Annotated in this window: 20 protein-coding genes and 1 pseudogene; 11 read left to right on the forward strand and 10 right to left on the reverse strand. The window is 69.2% G+C overall.

The window, feature by feature from the left end; all coding sequences use genetic code 11:
* Positions 1-212: 212 nt before the first annotated feature.
* Complete coding sequence (locus FKO37_RS01030) at positions 213-1,652, reverse strand: PLP-dependent aminotransferase family protein (RefSeq protein ID WP_238603483.1); 1,440 nt, start codon at positions 1,650-1,652, stop codon at positions 213-215.
* Between the two features lie 61 nt (positions 1,653-1,713).
* Between FKO37_RS01030 and FKO37_RS01035 the strand changes: the two genes are divergently transcribed.
* Positions 1,714-2,355, forward strand: a complete 642-nt coding sequence (locus FKO37_RS01035) for a YitT family protein (protein ID WP_238603484.1) — start codon at positions 1,714-1,716, stop codon at positions 2,353-2,355.
* On the opposite strand, the gene FKO37_RS01040 is transcribed toward FKO37_RS01035, so the two are convergent.
* Both FKO37_RS01040 and FKO37_RS01045 read right to left on the reverse strand, forming a co-directional pair.
* The gene (locus FKO37_RS01040) at positions 2,352-2,885 is read right to left on the reverse strand and encodes a Clp protease N-terminal domain-containing protein (protein ID WP_134733597.1); all 534 of its coding nucleotides are present in this window, start codon (positions 2,883-2,885) and stop codon (positions 2,352-2,354) included. The genes FKO37_RS01035 and FKO37_RS01040 overlap by 4 nt on opposite strands.
* The gene (locus FKO37_RS01045; RefSeq protein WP_009071860.1) at positions 2,885-3,094 is read right to left on the reverse strand and encodes a hypothetical protein; all 210 of its coding nucleotides are present in this window, start codon (positions 3,092-3,094) and stop codon (positions 2,885-2,887) included. The genes FKO37_RS01040 and FKO37_RS01045 overlap by 1 nt, the downstream gene beginning before the upstream one ends.
* A 355-nt stretch (positions 3,095-3,449) precedes the next feature.
* On the opposite strand from FKO37_RS01045, the gene FKO37_RS01050 reads away from it, so the two are divergent.
* The 3 genes from FKO37_RS01050 to FKO37_RS01060 all read left to right on the forward strand — a co-directional run bounded on the left by FKO37_RS01050 (position 3,450) and on the right by FKO37_RS01060 (position 6,134).
* On the forward strand, positions 3,450-4,283 hold the full coding sequence (locus FKO37_RS01050; protein WP_238603485.1) for a transposase family protein: 834 nt from the start codon (positions 3,450-3,452) through the stop codon (positions 4,281-4,283).
* Between the two features lie 343 nt (positions 4,284-4,626).
* Complete coding sequence (locus FKO37_RS01055; protein ID WP_238603486.1) at positions 4,627-5,391, forward strand: protein phosphatase 2C domain-containing protein; 765 nt, start codon at positions 4,627-4,629, stop codon at positions 5,389-5,391.
* Positions 5,392-5,450: 59 nt separating this feature from the next.
* A complete protein-coding gene (locus FKO37_RS01060) occupies positions 5,451-6,134 on the forward strand; it encodes a DUF998 domain-containing protein (protein ID WP_238603487.1) in 684 nt (227 codons plus the stop codon).
* On the opposite strand, the gene FKO37_RS01065 is transcribed toward FKO37_RS01060, so the two are convergent.
* Positions 6,112-7,140 carry a D-cysteine desulfhydrase family protein gene (locus FKO37_RS01065; protein ID WP_238603488.1) on the reverse strand — a complete coding sequence of 343 codons (1,029 nt, stop codon included), beginning with the start codon at positions 7,138-7,140 and terminating at the stop codon, positions 6,112-6,114. The two genes, FKO37_RS01060 and FKO37_RS01065, sit on opposite strands and share 23 nt — an antisense overlap.
* A gap of 48 nt (positions 7,141-7,188) precedes the next feature.
* Entirely contained in the window at positions 7,189-7,794 is a 606-nt protein-coding gene (locus FKO37_RS01070; RefSeq protein ID WP_238603489.1) for a DinB family protein, read from the reverse strand.
* 66 nt (positions 7,795-7,860) lie between these two features.
* Here FKO37_RS01070 and FKO37_RS01075 point away from each other — a divergent pair, with 66 nt between their 5' ends.
* From FKO37_RS01075 to FKO37_RS01085, 3 genes and pseudogenes are all read left to right on the forward strand, one after another.
* A complete protein-coding gene (locus FKO37_RS01075; RefSeq protein WP_238603490.1) occupies positions 7,861-9,237 on the forward strand; it encodes an amidase in 1,377 nt (458 codons plus the stop codon).
* On the forward strand, positions 9,204-9,782 hold the full coding sequence (locus tag FKO37_RS01080; protein ID WP_238603491.1) for a TetR/AcrR family transcriptional regulator: 579 nt from the start codon (positions 9,204-9,206) through the stop codon (positions 9,780-9,782). Before FKO37_RS01075 ends, FKO37_RS01080 begins: the two co-directional genes overlap by 34 nt.
* A gap of 1 nt (position 9,783) precedes the next feature.
* Positions 9,784-10,643: pseudogene (locus tag FKO37_RS01085) on the forward strand (oxygenase MpaB family protein); the annotation flags it as partial.
* A gap of 11 nt (positions 10,644-10,654) precedes the next feature.
* On the opposite strand, the gene FKO37_RS01090 reads toward FKO37_RS01085, so the two are convergent.
* Positions 10,655-11,191, reverse strand: coding sequence for an ABATE domain-containing protein (locus tag FKO37_RS01090; protein WP_238603492.1), 537 nt, complete (start codon positions 11,189-11,191; stop codon positions 10,655-10,657).
* A 54-nt stretch (positions 11,192-11,245) separates the two neighbouring features.
* Between FKO37_RS01090 and FKO37_RS01095 the strand changes: the two genes are divergently transcribed.
* Positions 11,246-12,103: an alpha/beta fold hydrolase gene (locus FKO37_RS01095; RefSeq protein ID WP_037807505.1), complete on the forward strand. Its 858-nt coding sequence runs from the start codon at positions 11,246-11,248 to the stop codon at positions 12,101-12,103.
* Here the strand turns inward: FKO37_RS01095 and FKO37_RS01100 are convergent.
* The gene (locus tag FKO37_RS01100) at positions 12,062-13,501 is read right to left on the reverse strand and encodes an amidase (protein ID WP_238603493.1); all 1,440 of its coding nucleotides are present in this window, start codon (positions 13,499-13,501) and stop codon (positions 12,062-12,064) included. The genes FKO37_RS01095 and FKO37_RS01100 overlap by 42 nt on opposite strands.
* A gap of 169 nt (positions 13,502-13,670) precedes the next feature.
* Positions 13,671-13,931 carry a DUF397 domain-containing protein gene (locus FKO37_RS01105; protein WP_037712143.1) on the reverse strand — a complete coding sequence of 87 codons (261 nt, stop codon included), beginning with the start codon at positions 13,929-13,931 and terminating at the stop codon, positions 13,671-13,673.
* A gap of 481 nt (positions 13,932-14,412) precedes the next feature.
* Between FKO37_RS01105 and FKO37_RS01110 the strand changes: the two genes are divergently transcribed.
* Positions 14,413-14,649, forward strand: a complete 237-nt coding sequence (locus FKO37_RS01110; RefSeq protein WP_037807502.1) for a hypothetical protein — start codon at positions 14,413-14,415, stop codon at positions 14,647-14,649.
* Between the two features lie 614 nt (positions 14,650-15,263).
* Here the strand turns inward: FKO37_RS01110 and FKO37_RS01115 are convergent.
* Positions 15,264-16,112 (reverse strand): SAM-dependent methyltransferase, encoded by an 849-nt coding sequence (locus tag FKO37_RS01115; RefSeq protein ID WP_037807500.1) that lies wholly within the window; start codon positions 16,110-16,112, stop codon positions 15,264-15,266.
* A gap of 120 nt (positions 16,113-16,232) precedes the next feature.
* Between FKO37_RS01115 and FKO37_RS01120 the strand changes: the two genes are divergently transcribed.
* Positions 16,233-17,387 (forward strand): glycosyltransferase, encoded by a 1,155-nt coding sequence (locus FKO37_RS01120; RefSeq protein ID WP_238603494.1) that lies wholly within the window; start codon positions 16,233-16,235, stop codon positions 17,385-17,387.
* Here the strand turns inward: FKO37_RS01120 and FKO37_RS01125 are convergent.
* Positions 17,347-18,201 carry a helix-turn-helix transcriptional regulator gene (locus FKO37_RS01125; protein WP_037712135.1) on the reverse strand — a complete coding sequence of 285 codons (855 nt, stop codon included), beginning with the start codon at positions 18,199-18,201 and terminating at the stop codon, positions 17,347-17,349. The two genes, FKO37_RS01120 and FKO37_RS01125, sit on opposite strands and share 41 nt — an antisense overlap.
* 283 nt (positions 18,202-18,484) lie before the next feature.
* Here FKO37_RS01125 and FKO37_RS01130 point away from each other — a divergent pair, with 283 nt between their 5' ends.
* Positions 18,485-19,405: an MBL fold metallo-hydrolase gene (locus FKO37_RS01130; RefSeq protein ID WP_238603495.1), complete on the forward strand. Its 921-nt coding sequence runs from the start codon at positions 18,485-18,487 to the stop codon at positions 19,403-19,405.
* The last annotated feature ends 9 nt before the right edge of the window (positions 19,406-19,414 follow it).

Here is a 19,414-nt window from a genome sequence, read left to right on the forward strand (position 1 = left end):
TCCGGAGGCTTTCGCTCACCGCGCCGAGCGAAAGCCTGCGCCAACCGAAGCCCGCCTGAACCGAGGGCGCTTCCCGGCACTTCGAGGGGCTGTGCCGGGAAGCGCCTCGGACGATCGGCCGGTGCGCCGGACAGGTGACCGCCACCATCCCTGGAGTGGCTGGATCCCATCCGGTGCACCGGCTGTTCATTTTTCGGAGACGAGAAACCGCGCTAGGTCACCGCAATCCGTTCCGCGGGCACATCCGCGCAGCCGCGCACCGAAGCCGCCGCCGCGCTCACCCGCCGCACCGCCTCCGGCAATTGCTCGCGCGGCAGCCCGAACGGCAGCCGCAGCCAGCGTTCCAACCCGCCGTGCACCCCGAACCTCGACCCGGGCGCGATCTGCACCCCGTGGTTCGCCGCCGACACCGCCAGCCGCGTGCTCATCGGTTCCGGCAACCGGCACCACAGCGACAGTCCGCCGGACGGCACCTGGAATGTCCACTCTGGACAGTACTTCCGCAGTGCCGCGACCGTGATGTCCCGCTGCTCCCGGAATTCGGCCCGGCGCCGGGCGAGCACGTCGTAGCCTTCCGGTTCGAGCAGCGCGGCCAGCACGAGCTGGTCGAACACCGGCGCGCCGAGGTCGACCGCGAACCGGGAGGACTGCAGCCGGTCGAGCAAATCCGTCGACGCCCGGATCCAGCCCAGCCGCAATCCGCCCCACTGCGATTTCGCCGCGGATCCGACGCTCAGCACCAGATCCCCGCCGAACGCGGCCAGCGGCGGCGGACCGTCCACCGGATCGCCCTCGTAATCCAGTTCCACCAACGATTCGTCGACCACGACCGGCGTCCGCGACCGGGCGAGCAGCCCGCCGAGCCGTTCCCGTCCGGCCGCGTCGAGGCGCAGTCCGGTCGGGTTCTGGAAGTCCACCACGAGGTAGCCGAACCGCGGCGCGGCCTGGCGCAGTGCGGCCTCGATCCCCGGCAAATCCCAGCCGCGCACCGGATCGAGCGCGACCGGAACCGGCAACGCGTGCGTCGCGCGGACGGCGTCGATGGCGTTCGGATACGTCGGCTGCTCAAGCAGAACCCGGTCACCGGGCCCGCTCAGCATCCGCAGGCAGAGCACGAACGCGGAGTACGCACCGGACGTCACCAGCACCTGGTCCGGCGACGTCGGCAGGCCGCGCGCGGTGTAGCGCTCGGCGATCCGCTCCCGCAACCGCGGCAGTCCGCCGGTGAGATAGCCGTTTCCGCTGACGTACTCGACCAGATCACGCCGCGCGGTGTCGAACGCGGCCATCAGCCCAGGCACAGCGGGTGGCGCGGCCCGCGCGAGGTCGAGAAGGTCATCCCGGACCGCGTCGGCCTCGTCGCGGTTGCCCACGCCGGACACCCACGACCCAGCTCCGCGACGGCTGGCGACCAGACCGTCCGCGCGGAGCCGATCGAGCGCAGCCCCGATCAACGTGCGGCTGACCCCGAGCGCGTCGGCGAGTTCACGCTCGGCGGGCAGCCGCGTGCCGATCGGCAACTGCCCGTCGAGCACGTGCAACTCGACCGCCGCGGCGAGGTCGGTCGCACCCTGCCGAGAGCCACGCTGCCGCCATTCCCCCAGCAATATGGCCAATCGCCGTCCCGAGATGCGGCCGCCCAGAGGTTCCATAAGGCCAATTATCGCGCATTGGCCATGGCATACCAGGCCAGTTGGCACCAATAGTGGAGAAGTGGCAGTTACCGACCTCAGTCCCCTCAGCCTCCGCCGAGCCCCCGCGCGCCGGGGTGTCCAACTGCTCGCCGGCCTCGCGCTCTACGGCGCGAGCATGGCCATGCTCACCCGCGCCCGCCTCGGGCTCGACCCGTGGGACGTGCTGAACGACGGCCTGACCAAGATCACCGGGCTGACGTTCGGCACGATCAGCGCCGTCGTGGCGGTGTTCGTGCTGCTGCTGTGGATCCCGCTGCGGCAGCGCCCCGGCATCGGCACCGTCGCGAACATCGCGGTGATCGCGGTAGCGGTCGACGCGGTGCGCGCCGTGCTACCTGACCAGCACGTGCTCGTCTGGCAGATCCTGATGCTGGTCGGCGGCGTAGTCCTGAACGCCGTCGCGACCGCGGTGTACGTCGGCACCCGCCTGGGCCCCGGCCCCCGAGACGGTTTGATGACCGGCCTGCACGCCCGAACCGGCTGGTCCGTCCGCCTGGTCCGGACCGGCATCGAGGTACTCGTCCTGGCCGCGGGCTGGCTGCTCGGCGGCGCGGTCGGCGTCGGAACCGTGCTGTACGCCCTCAGCATCGGCCCGCTGACCCAGGCCCTGCTCCCGCTGGTCACGTGGCGCACCGGGACGGACCAGCAAGAACAGCATTAGCGCTTGCCGACGGCCTGCCGGACCGCCGGATAATCGATCCCGCGTGCCGCGAGAAAGTCCGCCACCGGACCGCGCTGTTTCACGAGCGCGAGCAGCAGGTGCTCCTGCCCCAAATGCTTGTCGCCGAGGTCATGCGCCTCCCGCACGCTCATCTGCAACGCGTTCTTCGCGTCCTCAGTGAACGGCAGATGATTGCGCCGCGTGGGCCGACTCGCCTGAGCAAGCGCACCCGGCCCATGCGTCTGCTCGACCCGCTCGACAATCTGATCAACGTCGATGCCGAACTCGGTGAGCGCCTCGGCATCGGCGTCACTGATCCCGCCACGGCGGCGCACCCGGGCAAGCTCAGCGAAGACGTCCTCGCGCGACACCCCGAGATCTCGCAGCAACCGCACGGCCTCGCCGTTCTCGATCCGCGCCAACCCAGCGAAAACCGCCTGCGCGGAAATCTCCCGAGCCCCCGCCTCATGCGCCGCGGCCTGCGCCTCGACCACCGCTCTCCGGGCGTCATGGGTGAACTTCTCGAACATCAATGCCTCCCGTACTTCTTGTGGACGGCCTGCCGGCTGACCCCCAACTCGGCCGCGATGTCCTGCCAAGACCAGCCGTGCATCCGCGCACTGCGCACCTGCACCGCCTCCAACTGCTCAAGCAACCGCCTCAACGCAGCCACCGCCCGAAGCCCCACCCGGGGATCCCGATCACCAGCGCGAGCGGCCAAATCCGTCGCTTCCGTCATGATGTCAATCTAGGTTGACACACGGCGCCTGTCAACCCGAGTTGACAGAGCGCGTGAGCCAGCGATGCGCCCCAATGCGGCATTGGGTGCGTCAGATGCACCGAACGCCACATTGGGTGCGCCACATGCACCCAATGCCACATTGGGGATTTTTCATCCTGTTGGTGCTGGTCAGGCGGGGTTGACGGTGGCGGGAGTGGTTGTGCGGCAACGGGCCTGCCGGTTGCCTGCCCGTGGCCGGAACGTGGCGGAGCCCCCGGATGTTGATCAAGTCGTGACTCAAGAAAGAACGTCCGGGGGCTCCGGTCCCACTGTCTCACAGCAGGTTCTGGCCTCGTATCGCAGCGTGTTGCCGGTGTCGCCGCCCACGATCGCGATGCTGGCCGGGTTGATCGGCCGCCGCCGCCGGGCGATCGGGTCGCGGTGGCGCAAGGCGTCCCCGGCCGAGCAGGCGGTGCTGGTGCTGGCGATGCTGCGCCACGACCAGCGGCTGCTGGACCTGTCCCGCGCCAACGCGGTGTCGGCCGCCACGATCCGCCGCTGGCTGCTGGAAGCCATCGACCTGCTCGCGGCCCGGGCGCCGCGGCTGGACCGGGTGCTGCGGCGGCTGGCCGCCCGCGGCGCGGCGGTGGTGCTGGCCGACGGGACCCTGATCCGCACCCGCCGCCGCACCGGCACAGACAATCGCCGCAATTACAGCGGCAAGCACAAACACCACGGCCTCAACGTCCAAGGCCTCACCGACGAACACGGACGGCTGCTGTGGGTCTCGGCCGTGCTGCCGGGCAGGACCGCCGACATCACCGCCGCCCGCCGCCACCGGCTGCGCGACCGCATCCACGCCCGCGGCCTGACCCCCGCCGCGGACAAGGGCTACCAGGGCTGGCGCAAAGACGTCCGCGACACCCGCCGCTGCGACCAGTGCGACGGGCCGTGCGAACAGGTCGTGCTCACCCCCTACAAAGCCGAAACGAACCGGCCGCTCACCCACGCCCAGAAAACCGCCAACTCCGTGTTCAACGCCATGCGCTGCGCGGTCGAGGGCGGCTTCGCCGCCCTCAAAACCTGGCGCGTCCTCGACAAACTCCGCATCGCACCACGCCACGCCACCACCCTCGTCCGCGCCCTGCTCGTCCTCACCCAGCACGAACAACACACCCGCGACACCGCCCAGCCCACCCCGGCCTGACAACTACCACACCCCGCCAACCCACCATGACCAGCACAAACCAGGATGAAAAATCCCCATTGGGGCACTAACCCCCACCCAAACCGCAGCCAGTGCACCCACCACCGAGACCCCAGCCGCACCGATGCACCCAACGAGCGAGGCACCCAGCCCCTCCCCCGCACCCCGATACGAAGCCCATCTGCGGTTCGGGGGTGCTTGTCAAGGCATCTTTCCCGCCTTGACAAGCACCCCCGAACCGTCAGCACAATCAACCTTCGGGGTGCCCCACGCAACCGAGGAACGCGATGTCGCCGCCAGGCGACGAGAAGTCCCGAACAACAACCCGAGCTACAGTCGACCAGTGCCCGAGATTTCGACCGCCGAGCGAGCCGGAGTCGGTTCCGACGGCAACCCCCGCCCCACCGAAGACCACATCGCCCTCCTCGACCAAGCAATCCTGGTCCTGGACGGAGCCACCTCCCCGAGCCCAGACCTCCCCCCAGGCGGCTGGTACGCCCACCTCCTCCGCGACCAACTGGCCAACGAACTCCGCACCGCCCCCCACCAAAACCTCAGCCAAGCCCTGGCAACCGCAATCACCGCCGTAGCCAAAGACAACGCCCTAACCCCAGGCAACGCCCCCTCCAGCACAGTCTCGATCCTCCGCTGGAACGACCACGAAATAGAAGCCCTGGTCCTGGCCGACAGCCCCATCGTCGCGTTTGGACAGTTCGGCGCCGACGTGGTCTCCGACGACCGCCTGGTCTCCCTCCGCAACAACGGTCTCCTGCAAACCAGCGCCGACGTCCGCCGACGACGCAACGCCGAAGACGGCTTCTGGGTAGCCGAAGCCGACCCGGTCGCAGCACACAAAGCAGTCCGCCGCAGCTGGCCCCGCGCAGCCGTCGACGCCGTCCTCATCGCCACCGACGGCGTAGCGATCGGAGTGGACGAATACGGCCTCTTCACCTGGCCGGAAGTCCTGCAGCTAGCCAAAAACAAGGGCCCCGAAGCAGTGCTGGACGCGGTACGCGCCGCGGAAAACGACGATCCGCACGCCGTCCGCTGGCCGCGCGCCAAACGGCACGACGATCAGGTGCTCGTCCTCGCCGACTTCTCGGGGTAGGGGCTTAATCAGGGGTTTTCCCTGATCACGAAACGCCGCGGAACCGCCAATCTGGCTACATGGGGAACACACGAGGCGTCCGGGGATGGCGCCTGACCGCGCTCGCTGCGATCGCCTGGGGGCTGTTCACGATCACAGTGCTGCACATCATCAGCTCGCACGACCCGATCTACGACACACTTTCGAGCTACACGATCACCGACCGCGGGGAGGGCATGCTCGGGGCGAGCGTGCTGTCGGTGGCCGTCGGATCGCTCGCGGTGCTCGGCGCGCTGATCGCAGGCGGCGTGCCGATGACGTTCAGCACCAAGGCTTTGCTCATGCTGTGGGCGGTCGGGCTGGCGGTCGCCGCCGTTTTTCCGGCCAGTTACCCGCAAAGCCCGAATCCGCTCAGCGGCGACATCCACCTGTACTCGTGCCTGATCGCGTTCGCGAGCCTGCCGGGCGCGGCGATCACGATGCTGGAACCGTTGCGCGGCACGGCGGAGCGTGTGTTCGTGGTGCGCTGGCTGAAGTTCGGGCTCGCGACGGTCGGGTTGTTCGCGCTGAGTTTCCTGTTCGTCCGTCTCGACGAAGCTGGGGTGCAGCCGTTCCACGCGCTCACCGAGGTGCTGCCGGTGGGCGCGACGCAGCGGCTCACGCTGATCGCGAACGTCGCCCTGCTGCTGGTCCTGCTCCGGATCGCGGTGCGGACCGAAACCGCTCGCGCCGCGGTGCTCGTTACTTCCGCGCCTCGGCCATGAACTCGGGCGCGTAACCGAACAATCCGGGAAGACCGCCGGTGTGCACGAACACCACGGTCTCCTCGGGCGAATACCGTCCCGCCGCCGCCCATTCCACCAGGGCGGCGGCGGCTTTTCCGGTGTAGACCGGGTCGAGCACCACGCCTTCCGTGCGGCCGAACAACCGGATCGCTTCCCAGGTCCCCGACGCCGGGATGCCGTAGCCCTCGCCGATCGTCGTGTCGTTGAGCCACACGTGCGCCAGCTTCGGTGGGTCGAACCCAAGCAACCCCGCGGCCCCGGCGGTGAGCTGGGACAAGTTGTCCACAGCCTCGTTCAGCGGATGGCTGACGCAGGCGATATCCACCTCCAGCGAACCGAGCAGCTCTGTGCCGAGCGCCAGTCCAGCCGCCGTGGCCCCGCTGGCGTGCGGGCTCACGATTCGGGCGTGATCCAGACCCTGCTCAGCCAGCTGGGCAGCGAGCTCGCGGGTGGCATCCACATAGCCGAGAACACCGAGTGGGTCGGACCCACCGACTGGGATCGTCCGCACTTTCCGGCCTTCGTCCGCTGCTTCGGCAACCAGCCGTTCGTACGTCGCGGCCGATTCCTCGCCGGACGCGCAGACGTGCACCCGCGCGCCGAAGAGCAGGTCAAGCGGGACATTGCCGGACCGTTCGTATGCGTCACCGGAGCGCGGCACCTCAGCCGTCAGCACCAGTTCGCAGCGCAAGCCGAGCCGGGCGCACGCCGCGGCGGTCTGACGGCCGTGGTTGGTCTGCAGCGCACCGAAGGTGATCGCGGTGTCCACACCGTCGGCGAGCGCCGCGCCGAGGTGGAAGTCGAGTTTGCGCAGCTTGTTGCCGCCGACGCCGAGCGGATGGACGTCGTCGCGCTTGAGCAGCAGCCGGGGGATGCCGAGCGCTTCGCCCAGCCGCGGCGCCGGGACCAGCGGCGTCGGCCCGTGGTGGAGACCGGCGCGCGGAAAGCCGTCGAAGGAGGGGAACCGGGCGAAGTCGAACGTCATCGATCCTCCGTGCGCAGGCGGGGCTGATGGTGGGCAGTTTAGGTGGCTTTATCCAGCCGTGGCCGGATCCGCGAGCCTCGCCGCCCGCTCGATTTCGGCTCGCCGCGCCTGCCAGAAGGCCGCGTCCCGGCCGCGTTTGGCCATGACTTCCAAGTCCATTTCGACCGCACCGTCCAACTGCTCGCGCAGGATGTCGGCGTGCCCGGCGTGCCGATTGGTCTCGGTCAACATGTGGACAAGGACGTTGAACAGCAGCACGTCCGGCCGCGGCCACCACGGCACGTGGCCGGGCGAATCGATGGCGAGAGCGGCGATCGTCGTGTCGGAGTGTTCGCAGACGCGCTGGTAGCGGCTGGTGATTTCCTCGCGGGTTTCGTGCTCGGTCGCCCACAGGTCGCGACCGCGCTGTTCGAGGTCGTCCCAGCGCGGGACCGGCTCGGGAAACGGGCGGCCGAAAACCTCGCCGAAGTACCGGGCCTCGGCGACCGCAAGGTGTTTGACCAGGCCGAGGAGGTTGGTTCCGGTCGAGGTCAACGGACGGCGGATCGCGTACTCGGACAATCCGTCGAGCTTCCGGAGCATCGTCTGCCGGACCTCTTTGAGGTCGCCGTGCAGGTACTCCTTCGCGAAGTCGTCGATCACGACTCCGAGCATGCCCGAACTTCCCGGCCGTCGCCGTGATACGTTCGTTCGAGCGAACGAGAGAACGAGGAGCCGCCGATGCCTTCCGCGACAACCGAGTTCACGCCCCTTGCCGCCCAAGCCGCCGCGCTCGAATCCGGCGAGGTCACGGCCGTGGAGCTGACCGAGCTCGCGCTCAAGCGGGCGCACGCGAGCCAGCCCGTGCTCAACGCGTTCCGCGTGCTGCGCGACGAAGCCGCGCTCGCCGAGGCCGCCGCCGCTGATCAGCGCCGCGCCGACGGTGACCGCGCGCCGTTGCTCGGGGTGCCGGTCGCGATCAAGGACGACGTGGACATCGTCGGCCTGCCCACCGCGTTCGGCTGCCCGGGCGAGTTCCCGGCGGCGACGGCGGACGCGCCCGCGGTCGCGAAGCTCAAGCAGGCCGGCGCGGTCATCATCGGCAAGACCAACACGCCTGAGCTGGGCCAATGGCCGTTCACCGAGGGCACCGCCTTCGGCGCGACGCGCAATCCGTGGCAACCCGCGCACACGCCGGGCGGGTCGTCCGGCGGATCCGCCGCGGCGGTGGCGGCCGGGATCGTGGCCGCCGCGCTCGGGTCGGACGGGGCGGGATCGGTGCGCATCCCGGCGGCGTGGACCGGACTGGTCGGCATCAAAACCCAGCGCGGCCGGATCCCGACCGGCAGCGAACTGTTCCACGGCCTCACCGTGCTCGGCCCACTCGCCCGGACGGTCGCCGACGCGGCCGCCCTGCTCGACGTCACCGCGGGCACCGGCACCTCGTTCCAGACCGCCGCCCAGCGCGAACCGGGACGGCTGCGGATCGGCCTCTCCACCCGGATTCCCTTTACCGCCACTAAAACCAGGCTCGACCCAGTGGTCGAATCGGCGGTGCGCCAGACCGCCGAGACGCTTGCCGGGCTGGGCCACGAGATCGTGCCGGTCGAACCCGGATACGGCTTGATCGGCCTGACTTTCCTGCCGCGGTCGCTCACCGGAGTACGGGATTGGGCCCGGCGCGTGCCGGAGCCGTCCGCGCTCGACCCGCGCACCCGCAGCAACGCCCAGCAAGGCGGCCTCCTCGCCGGCCCCGCGCTGAAACTCGCCCGCGCGCTCGAACCCGTGCTGCGCCGCCGGATCGGCGGCGTATTCGGCGACATCGACGTCCTGCTCACGCCGACCACCGCCACTCCGCCTCCCGCGATCGGGTCCTTCGACGGGCTTTCCGGCTGGCAGACCGACCAGTCGATGATCGCCGCGTGCCCGTACGCTTGGCCGTGGAACGTGCTGGGCTGGCCCGGGGTGAACGTGCCCGCCGGGCTGACCGCGGACGGGTTGCCGCTCGGCGCCCAGCTGCTCGGCCCGTCGCATTCCGAGGAGCGGCTGATTTCCGTTGCCGCGCAACTGGAAGAGGTGCAGCGGTGGCCGGACCGACGTCCCGAGCCGGGGTGGTGACCACTCGCGACGCGATCCTTCGCGCCACCCTGAAGGTAGTCGGCGAACAGGGCGTCGGCGGGCTCACCAACCGGCGCATCGTCGCCGCGGCCGGGGTTTCGCTCGGCACGCTGACGTATCACTTCCCCAGCCAGACCGAGCTCCTGCGCGAGGCGATGCTGCTGTTCGCCGAGGAGGAAACGGCGAAACTGGCGGGAATTGTCGAGGCGTACCGGGAACAGGGGCTGAGCCTCGAACAAGCGGCAACCGTCGTGGAGCACGTGATCAAGCAATTGCCGTTCGGCACGGACGAACTCGCGCCGCACGAGCTGTACCTGCAAGCCGCGCGCGACCCCGGGCTGCACGAGGCGTCCGCGAAATGCTTTGCGGCATATGACGAATTGGCCATTACGATTCTGACCGCACTCGGCCTGCCGGAGCCGGAACGAGTAGCCGGGCCGGTGGTCGCGCTCGTCGCCGGGCTGCAGTTGCGCCGCCTCGCGACCGGCACGGACGTTCCGGCCGCCGAGCCGTTAATGATGCTGCTGCATGGTGCGCGAGGCTGACGTGGCTCCGCCGGTCGTTCGCGGTACCGCGGCTTGGCGCTATTTCGGCGACTTCCGCGACGCGCTGCTCGCGGGACAGGTGCTCGTACTGCAGGTCGCGCATCCGGTCGTCGCGGCCGGGGTGCGGGATCATTCGGACTACCGCGAGGATCCGTGGACCCGGTTGATGCGCACCGTCGCTTCGCTGTCGATCTACGTTTACGGCGGGACAAAGGGCGCGCAATTCGAGGCCGAACGATTGCGGAAACTGCACCGCTCGTTCACCGGTATCGCCGATGGCCGTCGATACAGCGCGCTCGACCCTGGCGCGTACGCGTGGGTGCACGCGACGTTGGTGATGGCTCCCGTTGACGCACAACGGTTTTTCGGCCGTCCGATGTCCACTTCGGAGCTTGACGAGTACTAAGCGCAGATGTGCGGCATCGGCCGGATCCTCGGCGTGCGCGAGCGGGATCTGCCGCCGACGTGGCCGGAGTTCGAGCGGTACTACCGGGAGACGATCGCCGGGTTCGGTCCGAACGAGACGATCAGCACGCTGTTCGATACCATCGACACGGTGGGGAAACCGTTCTCCCGCATGTCCGACCGCCGGTGGCCGAAGCTCCAAAAAGGATATTCGACCGGGCAGCTGTTCCCGATCCGCACGCCGGACGTTCCCCTTCGCCCCGGCCCCGCCAGCGCAGCCCCCGCCAGCGCAGCCCCCGCCCTCCTCCGGGGGACGGCCCTTGTCCAGTCTATCCGCCCCCACCGACAACCCCGCCCACTACGGCCGGGTTGTCCACAGCGACCGCGACTTGGGGAAAGTCTCGCGCCCACCGCCCCATGCGAGTGGTCGGCAAGCTGAATGTGTGGCTGCGCGCGCACCCGTGGGCCTACCGGTTCTTCGTCCGTTCGTAGTGCGCTCGCGCCTTTGCCCGGTTCCCGCAGCGCGACATCGAGCACCACTGGCGCGTCCGGCGAGGCGACGTGTCGACAAATCGCAGGCCGCAGTCGTCCGCCGAGCAGATGCGGATGTCTTCTGCGCCGGTAGCGAGATCGACGGCGTCGGCGGCCAGCACCGCGAATGCCGTCGCTACCGGGTCCGCCGGAGTGGGCGCTTCCCGCTGCAGCACACCGTCCTTCGACAGCAGCCGATCCGGTTCGGGGGCGGCCGCGAGGGCGTCGTTGACCAGCCGGACGTCGGCAACCAGCGGCTTGGCGGTCAGCAGCCGGTTGACCGCCTCGCGTAAGTCTTTTGCCGCGGCCACCTGGGCGGCGGTCACCGGCACACGACCGAATCCGGCCAGCTCAAGCCATTCGGCCAGTGCGTCCGGGCCGGTCAGCAGCTCGATGCCTTCCGAGAGATGCCGGGAGCGCAGCGTGTTCACCAGGTGCAGACACGGCCGTCCAGCGTCGAACACCCAATCCATGCCGCTCATTCTAACCATTGAAACCGGTGAGAACGCGCGCTACCGTCTAACCCCATGAGCCGGTTAGAAGCAGCCATGGCCCAAGTAGCCGACCTGCGCATGCACTACCTCCGCGGCGGTGACGGCCCGCCGCTGTTCCTCCTGCACGGCTGGCCGCAGACGTCGCACTGCTGGCGCCGCGTCGCCGGGCCGCTGACCGAGGCGCACACCGTGATCGCCCCTGACCTGCGCGGATACGGGCGCACCGACAAACCCCGCACCGGCTATGACAAGCGCACGATGGCCGCCGACATCGCGAAGCTGGCCGAACAGCTCGGGTTCGACCGGGTCGCAGTCGCGGGGCACGACCGCGGCGGGCGGGTCGCGCACCGGTGGGCGCTCGACCGTCCGGACCAGGTCAAACAGCTGGCCGTGCTGGACATCGCGCCGACGCGAGAGATGTGGCACCGCCTCGACCGGGACCTCGGGAAGGCGTACTGGCACTGGCTTTTCCACCTTCAGCCGGACTTGCCGGAACTGCTCGCCGGGCAGAACATCGCCGCCTACCTCGGGTACTTCTTCGAGCGCTGGACCTTCCAACGCCACGGCCTGCCCGCCGAGGACGTCGCCGAATACGTGCGTGCCTTCGAAGCGCCCGGCGCGCTCCGAGCCGGTTTCGACGACTACCGCGCCTCATTCCCGGACGACGCCGAACTGGACGACGCCGATTACGCCGCCGGGAAACGCCTCACCCAGCCAGTACTGGCGATGTGGGGCAAGGCCGGACTGCTCGGCAGCCTGCCCACGCTCGAGATCTGGCGCGACTACGCGGACAACGTGACCGGCATCGGCCTCGACGACTGCGGGCACTTCCTCCCCGAGGAACAACCCTCACAGGTCGTGACGCATCTGCGGGAATTCCTGGCCAGCTAACGGAATCCGTGCGAACCCGGCCCCCACCGTCCGCTCGATCGCCGCGCCGACGCGGAACGCCGTGCCGTCGTCGTACTTGCCCGCGACGACCTGAACCCCCGTCGGCACGCCGTTGCTCGCCCAACCGGACGGCACGGCGAGCACCGGATGTTCACTGCCGACGTTGAACGCCGGAGTGAGCGAAGCGTCCGAAAAGTGTTCCAGCGCAACACCATCGACCACGACCTGCTCGGAAAGGTAATCCTCGCCAGCGGCGAACGCGGTGGCACCGAGGGTCGGCACGATGAGCGCGTCGAACCGCTCGAACACCGCGTCGAGGCGTTCCCGGATCGCCGCTTCGACCGCGCGGCCGGTTTCCGCGTCCACAATGTTCTCGACGCCTTTGCGTGCGAAAGCCTGGCAGTACGGGGTGATGACGCCCGGGTTCTGCCGGTCCAGCTCCAAAACCTCGGCGGCCAAACCGGTCCCGAAGTGCGCCCACAAGGCCTGTTTGACCATGGCGAGCGTCCAGTCGATCTCGATCTCCGTCACCGCCGCACCGGCAGCCGACAACGCATGCGCGACGGCGCGGGTGTTGGCGGCGACCTCCGAGGCCACCGGGAAATCGCCAGGCACCGGACAGCATGCGACGCGGAGCCCACGCACGTCGCCCGACTCAATGCGAACGGCGGGAAGTCGCGAGTGCGGGTCGCGCGGATCCTCGCCCGCCATGACGTTCTGCAGCAACGCGCAATCGGCGACGGTCCGAGCCATCGGGCCGTGGTGGTAGTAAGTATCCAATCCGGCGGGCGGGAGGACGGGATTGCGCCCGTGTGGCGGTTTGAAGCCCACGACGCCGGTGAAGGACACGGGCGCGCGGAGCGAACCGCCGATGTCCGATCCGGTGGCGAGGAAGGCGGTCCCGGCCGCCAGCGCCGCGCCCGAACCGCCGGACGAGCCGCCCGCCGCCGTCTGGAGGTTCCACGGATTGTGTGTGGTTCCCCAGCGTCGCGCGTGGGACAGCGGCATGCAGCAGAACTCGGACGTCGTCGTGCGAGCGTGCAGAATCCCGCCGGCCGCCTGGATCCGGCTGAGCCCGATTGCGGTCTCCCGCGCCACCCGGGGCGGGCGCAGGAGGGTGCCTTCGGTGACGGGGTACCCGGCCAGGGGCTGTTCTTCCTTCGCCGCGATCGGCAGTCCTTCGAGCGGCCTCGGCTGACCGCCGGGCGCGTACGCCTTCTCCGCGACAGCCGCCGCCCGCAACGCCTGCTCGAACATCTGCTCGGCGAACGCGTTGACGTCCGGCTCGACCCGCTCCGCCCGCTCGACGACCGCGCGCATCACTTCCCCTGGCGAGAGCTGCCGGGCCCGGAAGAGGCGCAACACTTCGCCGGCGGAGAGGTAGTGGAGTGGGGTCATAGCGCGCTCCGTGGGGTCGGAGCGCTCAACCTACTCAGCCGGCGACCCTCGCCAAGCCGACATTGAACCCACACCGCCCGGCGCCCACGGTGACCGGAGCGCCGCCACACTCCACCCGATCGAGTGACTGTTTGCGAATCGCTCTCAGTCGAGACCTCGTCGTGGTGGACTACTCACTCGGCGGCAGGTCGAACTGACCAGCCTTGACCGCGACGAGGAAGGCGTCCCACTCGCCACGGTCGAACACCAGCACCGGGCTCGCGGCGAGCTTCGTGTCGCGCACGCCGATCAGGCCGGGACGGGAGAGGTTGACCTCGACACAGTTTCCGCCGTTGGGCTCGCTCGCGAACGACTTCGCCCAGGCCGCGGCCGCGAACAGCGACTCTGCCGTGTCCGGGTCGTAATCCTGGGGCGACGGATAATCCGCCATGGGTCGTCCACCTCCGAGCCTTGTGCAGGGCGTGCGCTCTGATGCACGTCCCCGGCTTCTTTGCGTCACTACGGAGCAAACCGCAGGGCCAAGCGGGTGATCAACTCGACCCGATCTCGACATGAAGATTATTCCAGGAGTAGGATTAATCGCAGCGATCGGGGCGTCAGTGGTGGGTGAATGGCTTGCGACATTCAGCCCAACACCGGCAGCACCGGCCCGGGCACCCGGCCCGGGCGGCGGAACAGCCGCGAGATATCGGGAGGAGTGCGGATGCGAGCCGACCTGTGCGAACCGGTGAGCCGATCCGCCAGCCTCGCCGGAATCGGCGCTGGTCCAGGTGCTGCGACGACCCTGCGGAGACGCCGCAACGGAGCGGTTTCCCTGGTGCCCGGCGTTGACCCGTCGAGCGCGAACCACCCCGATCCAGCCGGTGCCGACCCGCGCCGGTTCCCGTTATCCGAACTGGGGGTGTGATCCCATGGCCGTACGGCTCACCACGCTTTTCCGCCGTGAGGACGAACACACTCGCGGCCGGCGTGGGATCAATCACGAATTGCGCAACCGGTTCGGGTTCAGCCTGATCCAGGCCCCGCTGCGCAGCCCGATGGTTGTGGACACCGAGATCGAAGTACCGGCTCCGCGCCAAGCGGACACCGTCCACTCCACCCGCCACTGTCGCGAGACACGAGTACCGATTCTCCACGGGCTCGGCTGAGCCGAATCCCGCATCGTCCACGCTCCCCGGAATTCGTTGCCCGGGGAGCGTTTTTGTGTCCGGGGTCGGGTTGCTGGAAGGTCCAGACCACCAGCGGTCTAGACCATGCGCGCCGGGCTGGGTGCATCCGGCACCACATCGGGTGCTTCGTCCCTGCCACTCGCCGCCATCGGTGGAAGCGCTGCGGTGCTTGATCAACGCACCGAACGCCACATTGGGTGCGTCGCATGCACCCAATGCCACATTGGGGGTTTTCTCGGCGGTCGTCGCGTGCGGCGGCGTTGCGGCGATACGCAGCATCAAGCGGGCCGCGCGACTTCCCCAATCCCGCCGACGTCTGTGAGGGGAACCCTCACGACATGCGCACTGGCCGGATCGCGCCTATCGACGAGGGACGGCTTCACCCGCCGCGCTCGCGGAGGTTTCCGCCCCTCCCTCAGCGGGCGGGCACCCGGCGGCAAGGGTCCGTGAAGGGCTCCTTGAGGGAATCTGATTCCCTCAAGGAGCCCTTCACGGACCTAACGCGAGAGACGGAGCTGGCGCACACCGCGCTACTGAGAAAACCCCCACGGGTCGTCAGCACCGGACGAGCACAGCGAGCCGGAACGGCAGCGTCAGGGCTTACGGCCCAGCGCGCAAATCCCGCCGCTGAACGAGGGGTCGTCCGACATCCGGTCGCCCGCGCTCGAATCGCCCGCTTCCGGGTGCCAGGCCGAGACCCACGAGATGCCCGGCTCCACCAGTTCCAGCCCGGAGAAGAACTCCCCGAACTCCGCGCGCGAGCGGTAGTGGAACGGGGTGCTCGACTGCTGGTACTGCTTGTGGATCGCGTCGCGGCGTTCGCCGTCGTTCGTCGGGACGCCGTCGTCGGTCAGGTGCGAGGACAGGAAGTACGAGCCGGACGGCAGCAGCGACAGGTACTTTTGCACGATTTCCAGCGCGGGCTCGTCGCGGCCGATGAAGTACAGCACTCCGACCATGATCAGGCCGATCGGGCGCTTCGGGTCGAGGACGCCGGTGTCGAGCGCGCGCGGCCAGACGTCGGCCGGGTTGCGCAGGTCGCCGTGCAGCACCGCGTGCCGGTCGGCGACTCCGTCGCGTTCCAGCAGGATCTGCGAATGCGCGACGGCCACCGGTTCGTTGTCGACATAGACACAGCGCGCGTTCGGGTTCACCGAGGTGGCGATCTCGTGCACGTTGCCGACCGTGGGCACGCCGGAGCCGATGTCGAGGAACTGGTCGATGCCCTGTTCGGCCATGTACCGCACGCCGCGGCCGAGGAACTCGCGGCCGGCCCTGGCGATGGTCTTGATCATCGGAAAGGTCTGGACCGCCCGTTCGCCGAACTCGCGGTCGATCGCCCAGTTCGCGGTGCCGCCGAGGAACCAGTCGTAAATCCGCGCCGCGTTCGGCCGATCGAGGTCGACGCCCTCCGGGGCTTCCGGATCCGGTGCCTGAGTCATCAGCTTCCCCTTCCGTGCGGGTACCAGTGTGCCCACTCGCCGCGGTCGCGCGCCGCCGCCCCCGGCAACCGCCCGAAAATGCCACGACTCCGGTACATCCGGGCCACTAGGTTGGGATGGATGCGCATTCTTTTCTCGTTCGTCGGCGGTCGCGGCCACTTCGATCCGATGGCGCCGGTCGCGCGAGCGCTTGCCGCACGCGGCCATACCGTAGCCGTCGCGGGCGGCGGTTCGCACGTGCCCGCGCTCGCCAAAGCCGGGTTCACGACCTTCGCGGTCAACGAGCCACGCGAAGCCGAGGCGACGCGACAGCCGATGCCGCCGGTCGATCCGGCGCGCGACGACTGGGAAATCCGGGAACTGTTCGCCCGCCGCGCGACCCGCGAACACGTGCCGGTGCTGCTGGAGCTGGCCCGGGAATGGCGACCCGACCTGATCGTCCGGGACGAAGTGGACTTCTCCGCCGCGATCGCCGCCGAGGTGCTGGGCCTGCCGTGCGCGACCGTCCTGGTGCTCGCCGCGGGAACGTTGCTGCGCAAGGAACTCCTCGCCGAACCGCTCGCGGAAGCTCGCGCGGCGCACGGCCTGCCGGACGATCCGGAGCTCGAAATGCTGACCCACGGCCAGGTGCTTTCGCCGTTCCCGCCGTCCTTTCGCGACCCCAGCTCGCCGCTGCCGCCTGGTACTTTCTCGTTCCGCCAAGGAGATCCGGTCGCGCCGCGGCAACCCGCCGGGAAGCCGCACGTGTACTTCACACTCGGCACCAACTTCAACCTCGAGTCCGGCGACCTCATCGAGCGCACCCTCGCCGGACTGGGCCAGTTGGACGCCGAGGTGACCGCCACCGTCGGCACCCAGATCGACCCCGCCGAGTTCGGGCCGCGACCGGCGCACGTCCGCGTGGAACGGTTCGTCCCGCAGGCCGAACTGTTGCCGCGCCTCGATTTGATGATCTCGCACGCCGGGTCCGGCAGCGTGATCGGCGCGCTCTCGCACGGTCTGCCGTCGCTGCTCTTCCCGATGGGCGCCGACCAGCCCGGCAACGCCCGGCGCTGCGCCGCGCTGCACGTCGGCCGCGTGCTCGACCCGGAAACGTCCACTCCGGACGAAATCCGCCAAGCCGCCGCGGAGTTGCTCGCCGATCCCAGTTACCGCGAGGCCGCGCGTCGCGTACAGGCGGAGATCAACGCCCTGCCTGCCGCCGAAGCCACCGTGCCCGTGCTCGAAGCACTGGTCACATCATCTGCGAACGGTAGCTTTCCGCCAGCTCCTTGAGGAACTGCCGCGTCTCGCCCCGCTCCAGGGCGGCGCCGCGCAGGCGGTCCCACGAGTCCACGAAGATGTTGAAGTCCTTCACGTCGTCGAGGTACAGCCCGCCCGCGGAGTGTTCGATGTAGACGAAGTCGCGGGTGCGGTCCGGGAACCGCATGATCGTGAAGTCGTTGGGCACCGCGGCGAGCTTCGCGCTGAAGGGCAGCACGTGCACGTAGACGCGCGGGTGCCGGTCGAGCGCGAGCAGGTGCTCCACCTGGTCCAGCATCACCGCGGGCGCGAACCCGCCGGGTGCGCGGCGCAGCGCGCCCTCGCTGATGATGAACCGGTAGTACGGCGGCTGCTGCTGGTCGAACACCGCCTTGCGGTCCAGCCGGTTGCGCACCAGCGACGTGACGTCGGTGGCTCCCGCCTCGGTGAACTGCTTGAGCATGTAGTGCTCGGACTGCAGCGGCCCCGGCACGCGCTCGCCGTGCCAGGTAAGGATCTCCGCGGCGGCCGGCTCGAGGTCGGTGAAGGTGCGGAACCAATGCGGCACCACCGACCGGTAGCCCGACCAATGGCCGCGCTGCCCGGCCGCGGCCCGGGCCAGGTTCATCAGAGTGTCGGCCTCTTCGCCGTTGATCCCGAACGCGTTCAGCATGGTCCGCACATCTCCGAGCTTGACCCCCACCGCACCGGACTCGATCTTGTTGACCTTGCCCTGGGTGCAGCCGAGTACCTCGGCGACTTGCTGCTGCGTCATCTTCGCGGCGTTTCGAGCATGCCTGAGCTCATTGCCGAGCTGCTTGCGGCGCGAGGTGACGGTGCTCGCCATCTCCCCTTGCTCTCCTGAACCACTACTGCCGACGGGCTCTCCGCCGGACCGCGAACTACGAACCACCCAGGCCACTGCGACCCAACGGAGTTCGATGATGACACCCGGCAGCGTTTCAGGAAATGCGCGAGAACGCCAGTCACCCGGCATGTCACCCTGCCGGAGCAGTGGATTCCCGGCGCCCCGGACATCCCCGCTACTCCATTCGGACTAAGAGGAGACTTCCGGGCACAGCTGAGCCGCGGACTCCCCGCGCCGGCGGCCGGGACGGCATAGTGTCGGCGTGATCGATCGATCCCCCGGCGCGGCGAGCGTCAAACAGCTGGCAGACGGCGCGTTCGGCTACGTCCAGCCCGACGGTTCCTGGTTCATCAACAATTGCGGCTTCGTCGACGCCGACGGGCACGCTGTGCTTATCGACACATGCGCGACCGAACGACGTACGCGGGCCCTGCTCTCGGCCGTCGGCGACACCGTCGGCCCGGTCACGACGCTCGTCAACACCCATCACCACGGCGACCACACCAACGGCAACTATCTGGTCGGCGGCGCCACCGTCGTCGGCCACCGCAAGACCCGCGAGACGCTGCTGGCCGACGGGATCCAGCGGTACGAGGGCGTCTTCTTCACCGACAGCGACTGGGGCAACCTCGAACTGCGCGTGCCCGACCTGGTCTTCGACGACACCGTCACGCTCTACGCCGGGCAGACCCGGATCGACCTCATCCACCCTGGCCACGCCGCGCACACCACCAACGACGTCCTGGTCTGGCTGCCCGAGCAGCGGCTGCTGTACGCGGGCGACCTGGTGTTCAACGGCGGCAGCCCGTTCGCGCTGATGGGCTCGGTGGCGGGCTGGCGGGCCGCGCTGAACGTGATCCGCGAACTCGATCCGGCGGTCATCCTGCCCGGTCACGGCCCGGTGTGCGGGCTCGAAACGGTGGACGCGGTCGACGACTACCTGGAGTTCGTCCAGCGCGCGGCGGAAACCGGCAAGGCGGCCGGGCGCTCGCCGCTGGAACAGGCGAAGGCGACCGACCTCGGCCGGTTCGCCGAGCTGACCGAGCAGGAGCGGCTCGCCGGGAACCTGCACCGGGCGTACGCCGAACTCGACGGCGAAGGGTGGGGTGCGCCACTCGATCTGGTGGCTCCGCTGAAGGACATGCTGGCCTGGAACGGGGGCCCGATCCGCTGCTTCTCGTGAGCACCGGTT

The sequence above is a fragment of the Amycolatopsis sp. Poz14 genome, assembly GCF_006704225.1.
Classification (GTDB): Bacteria; Actinomycetota; Actinomycetes; order Mycobacteriales; family Pseudonocardiaceae; genus Amycolatopsis; species Amycolatopsis nivea.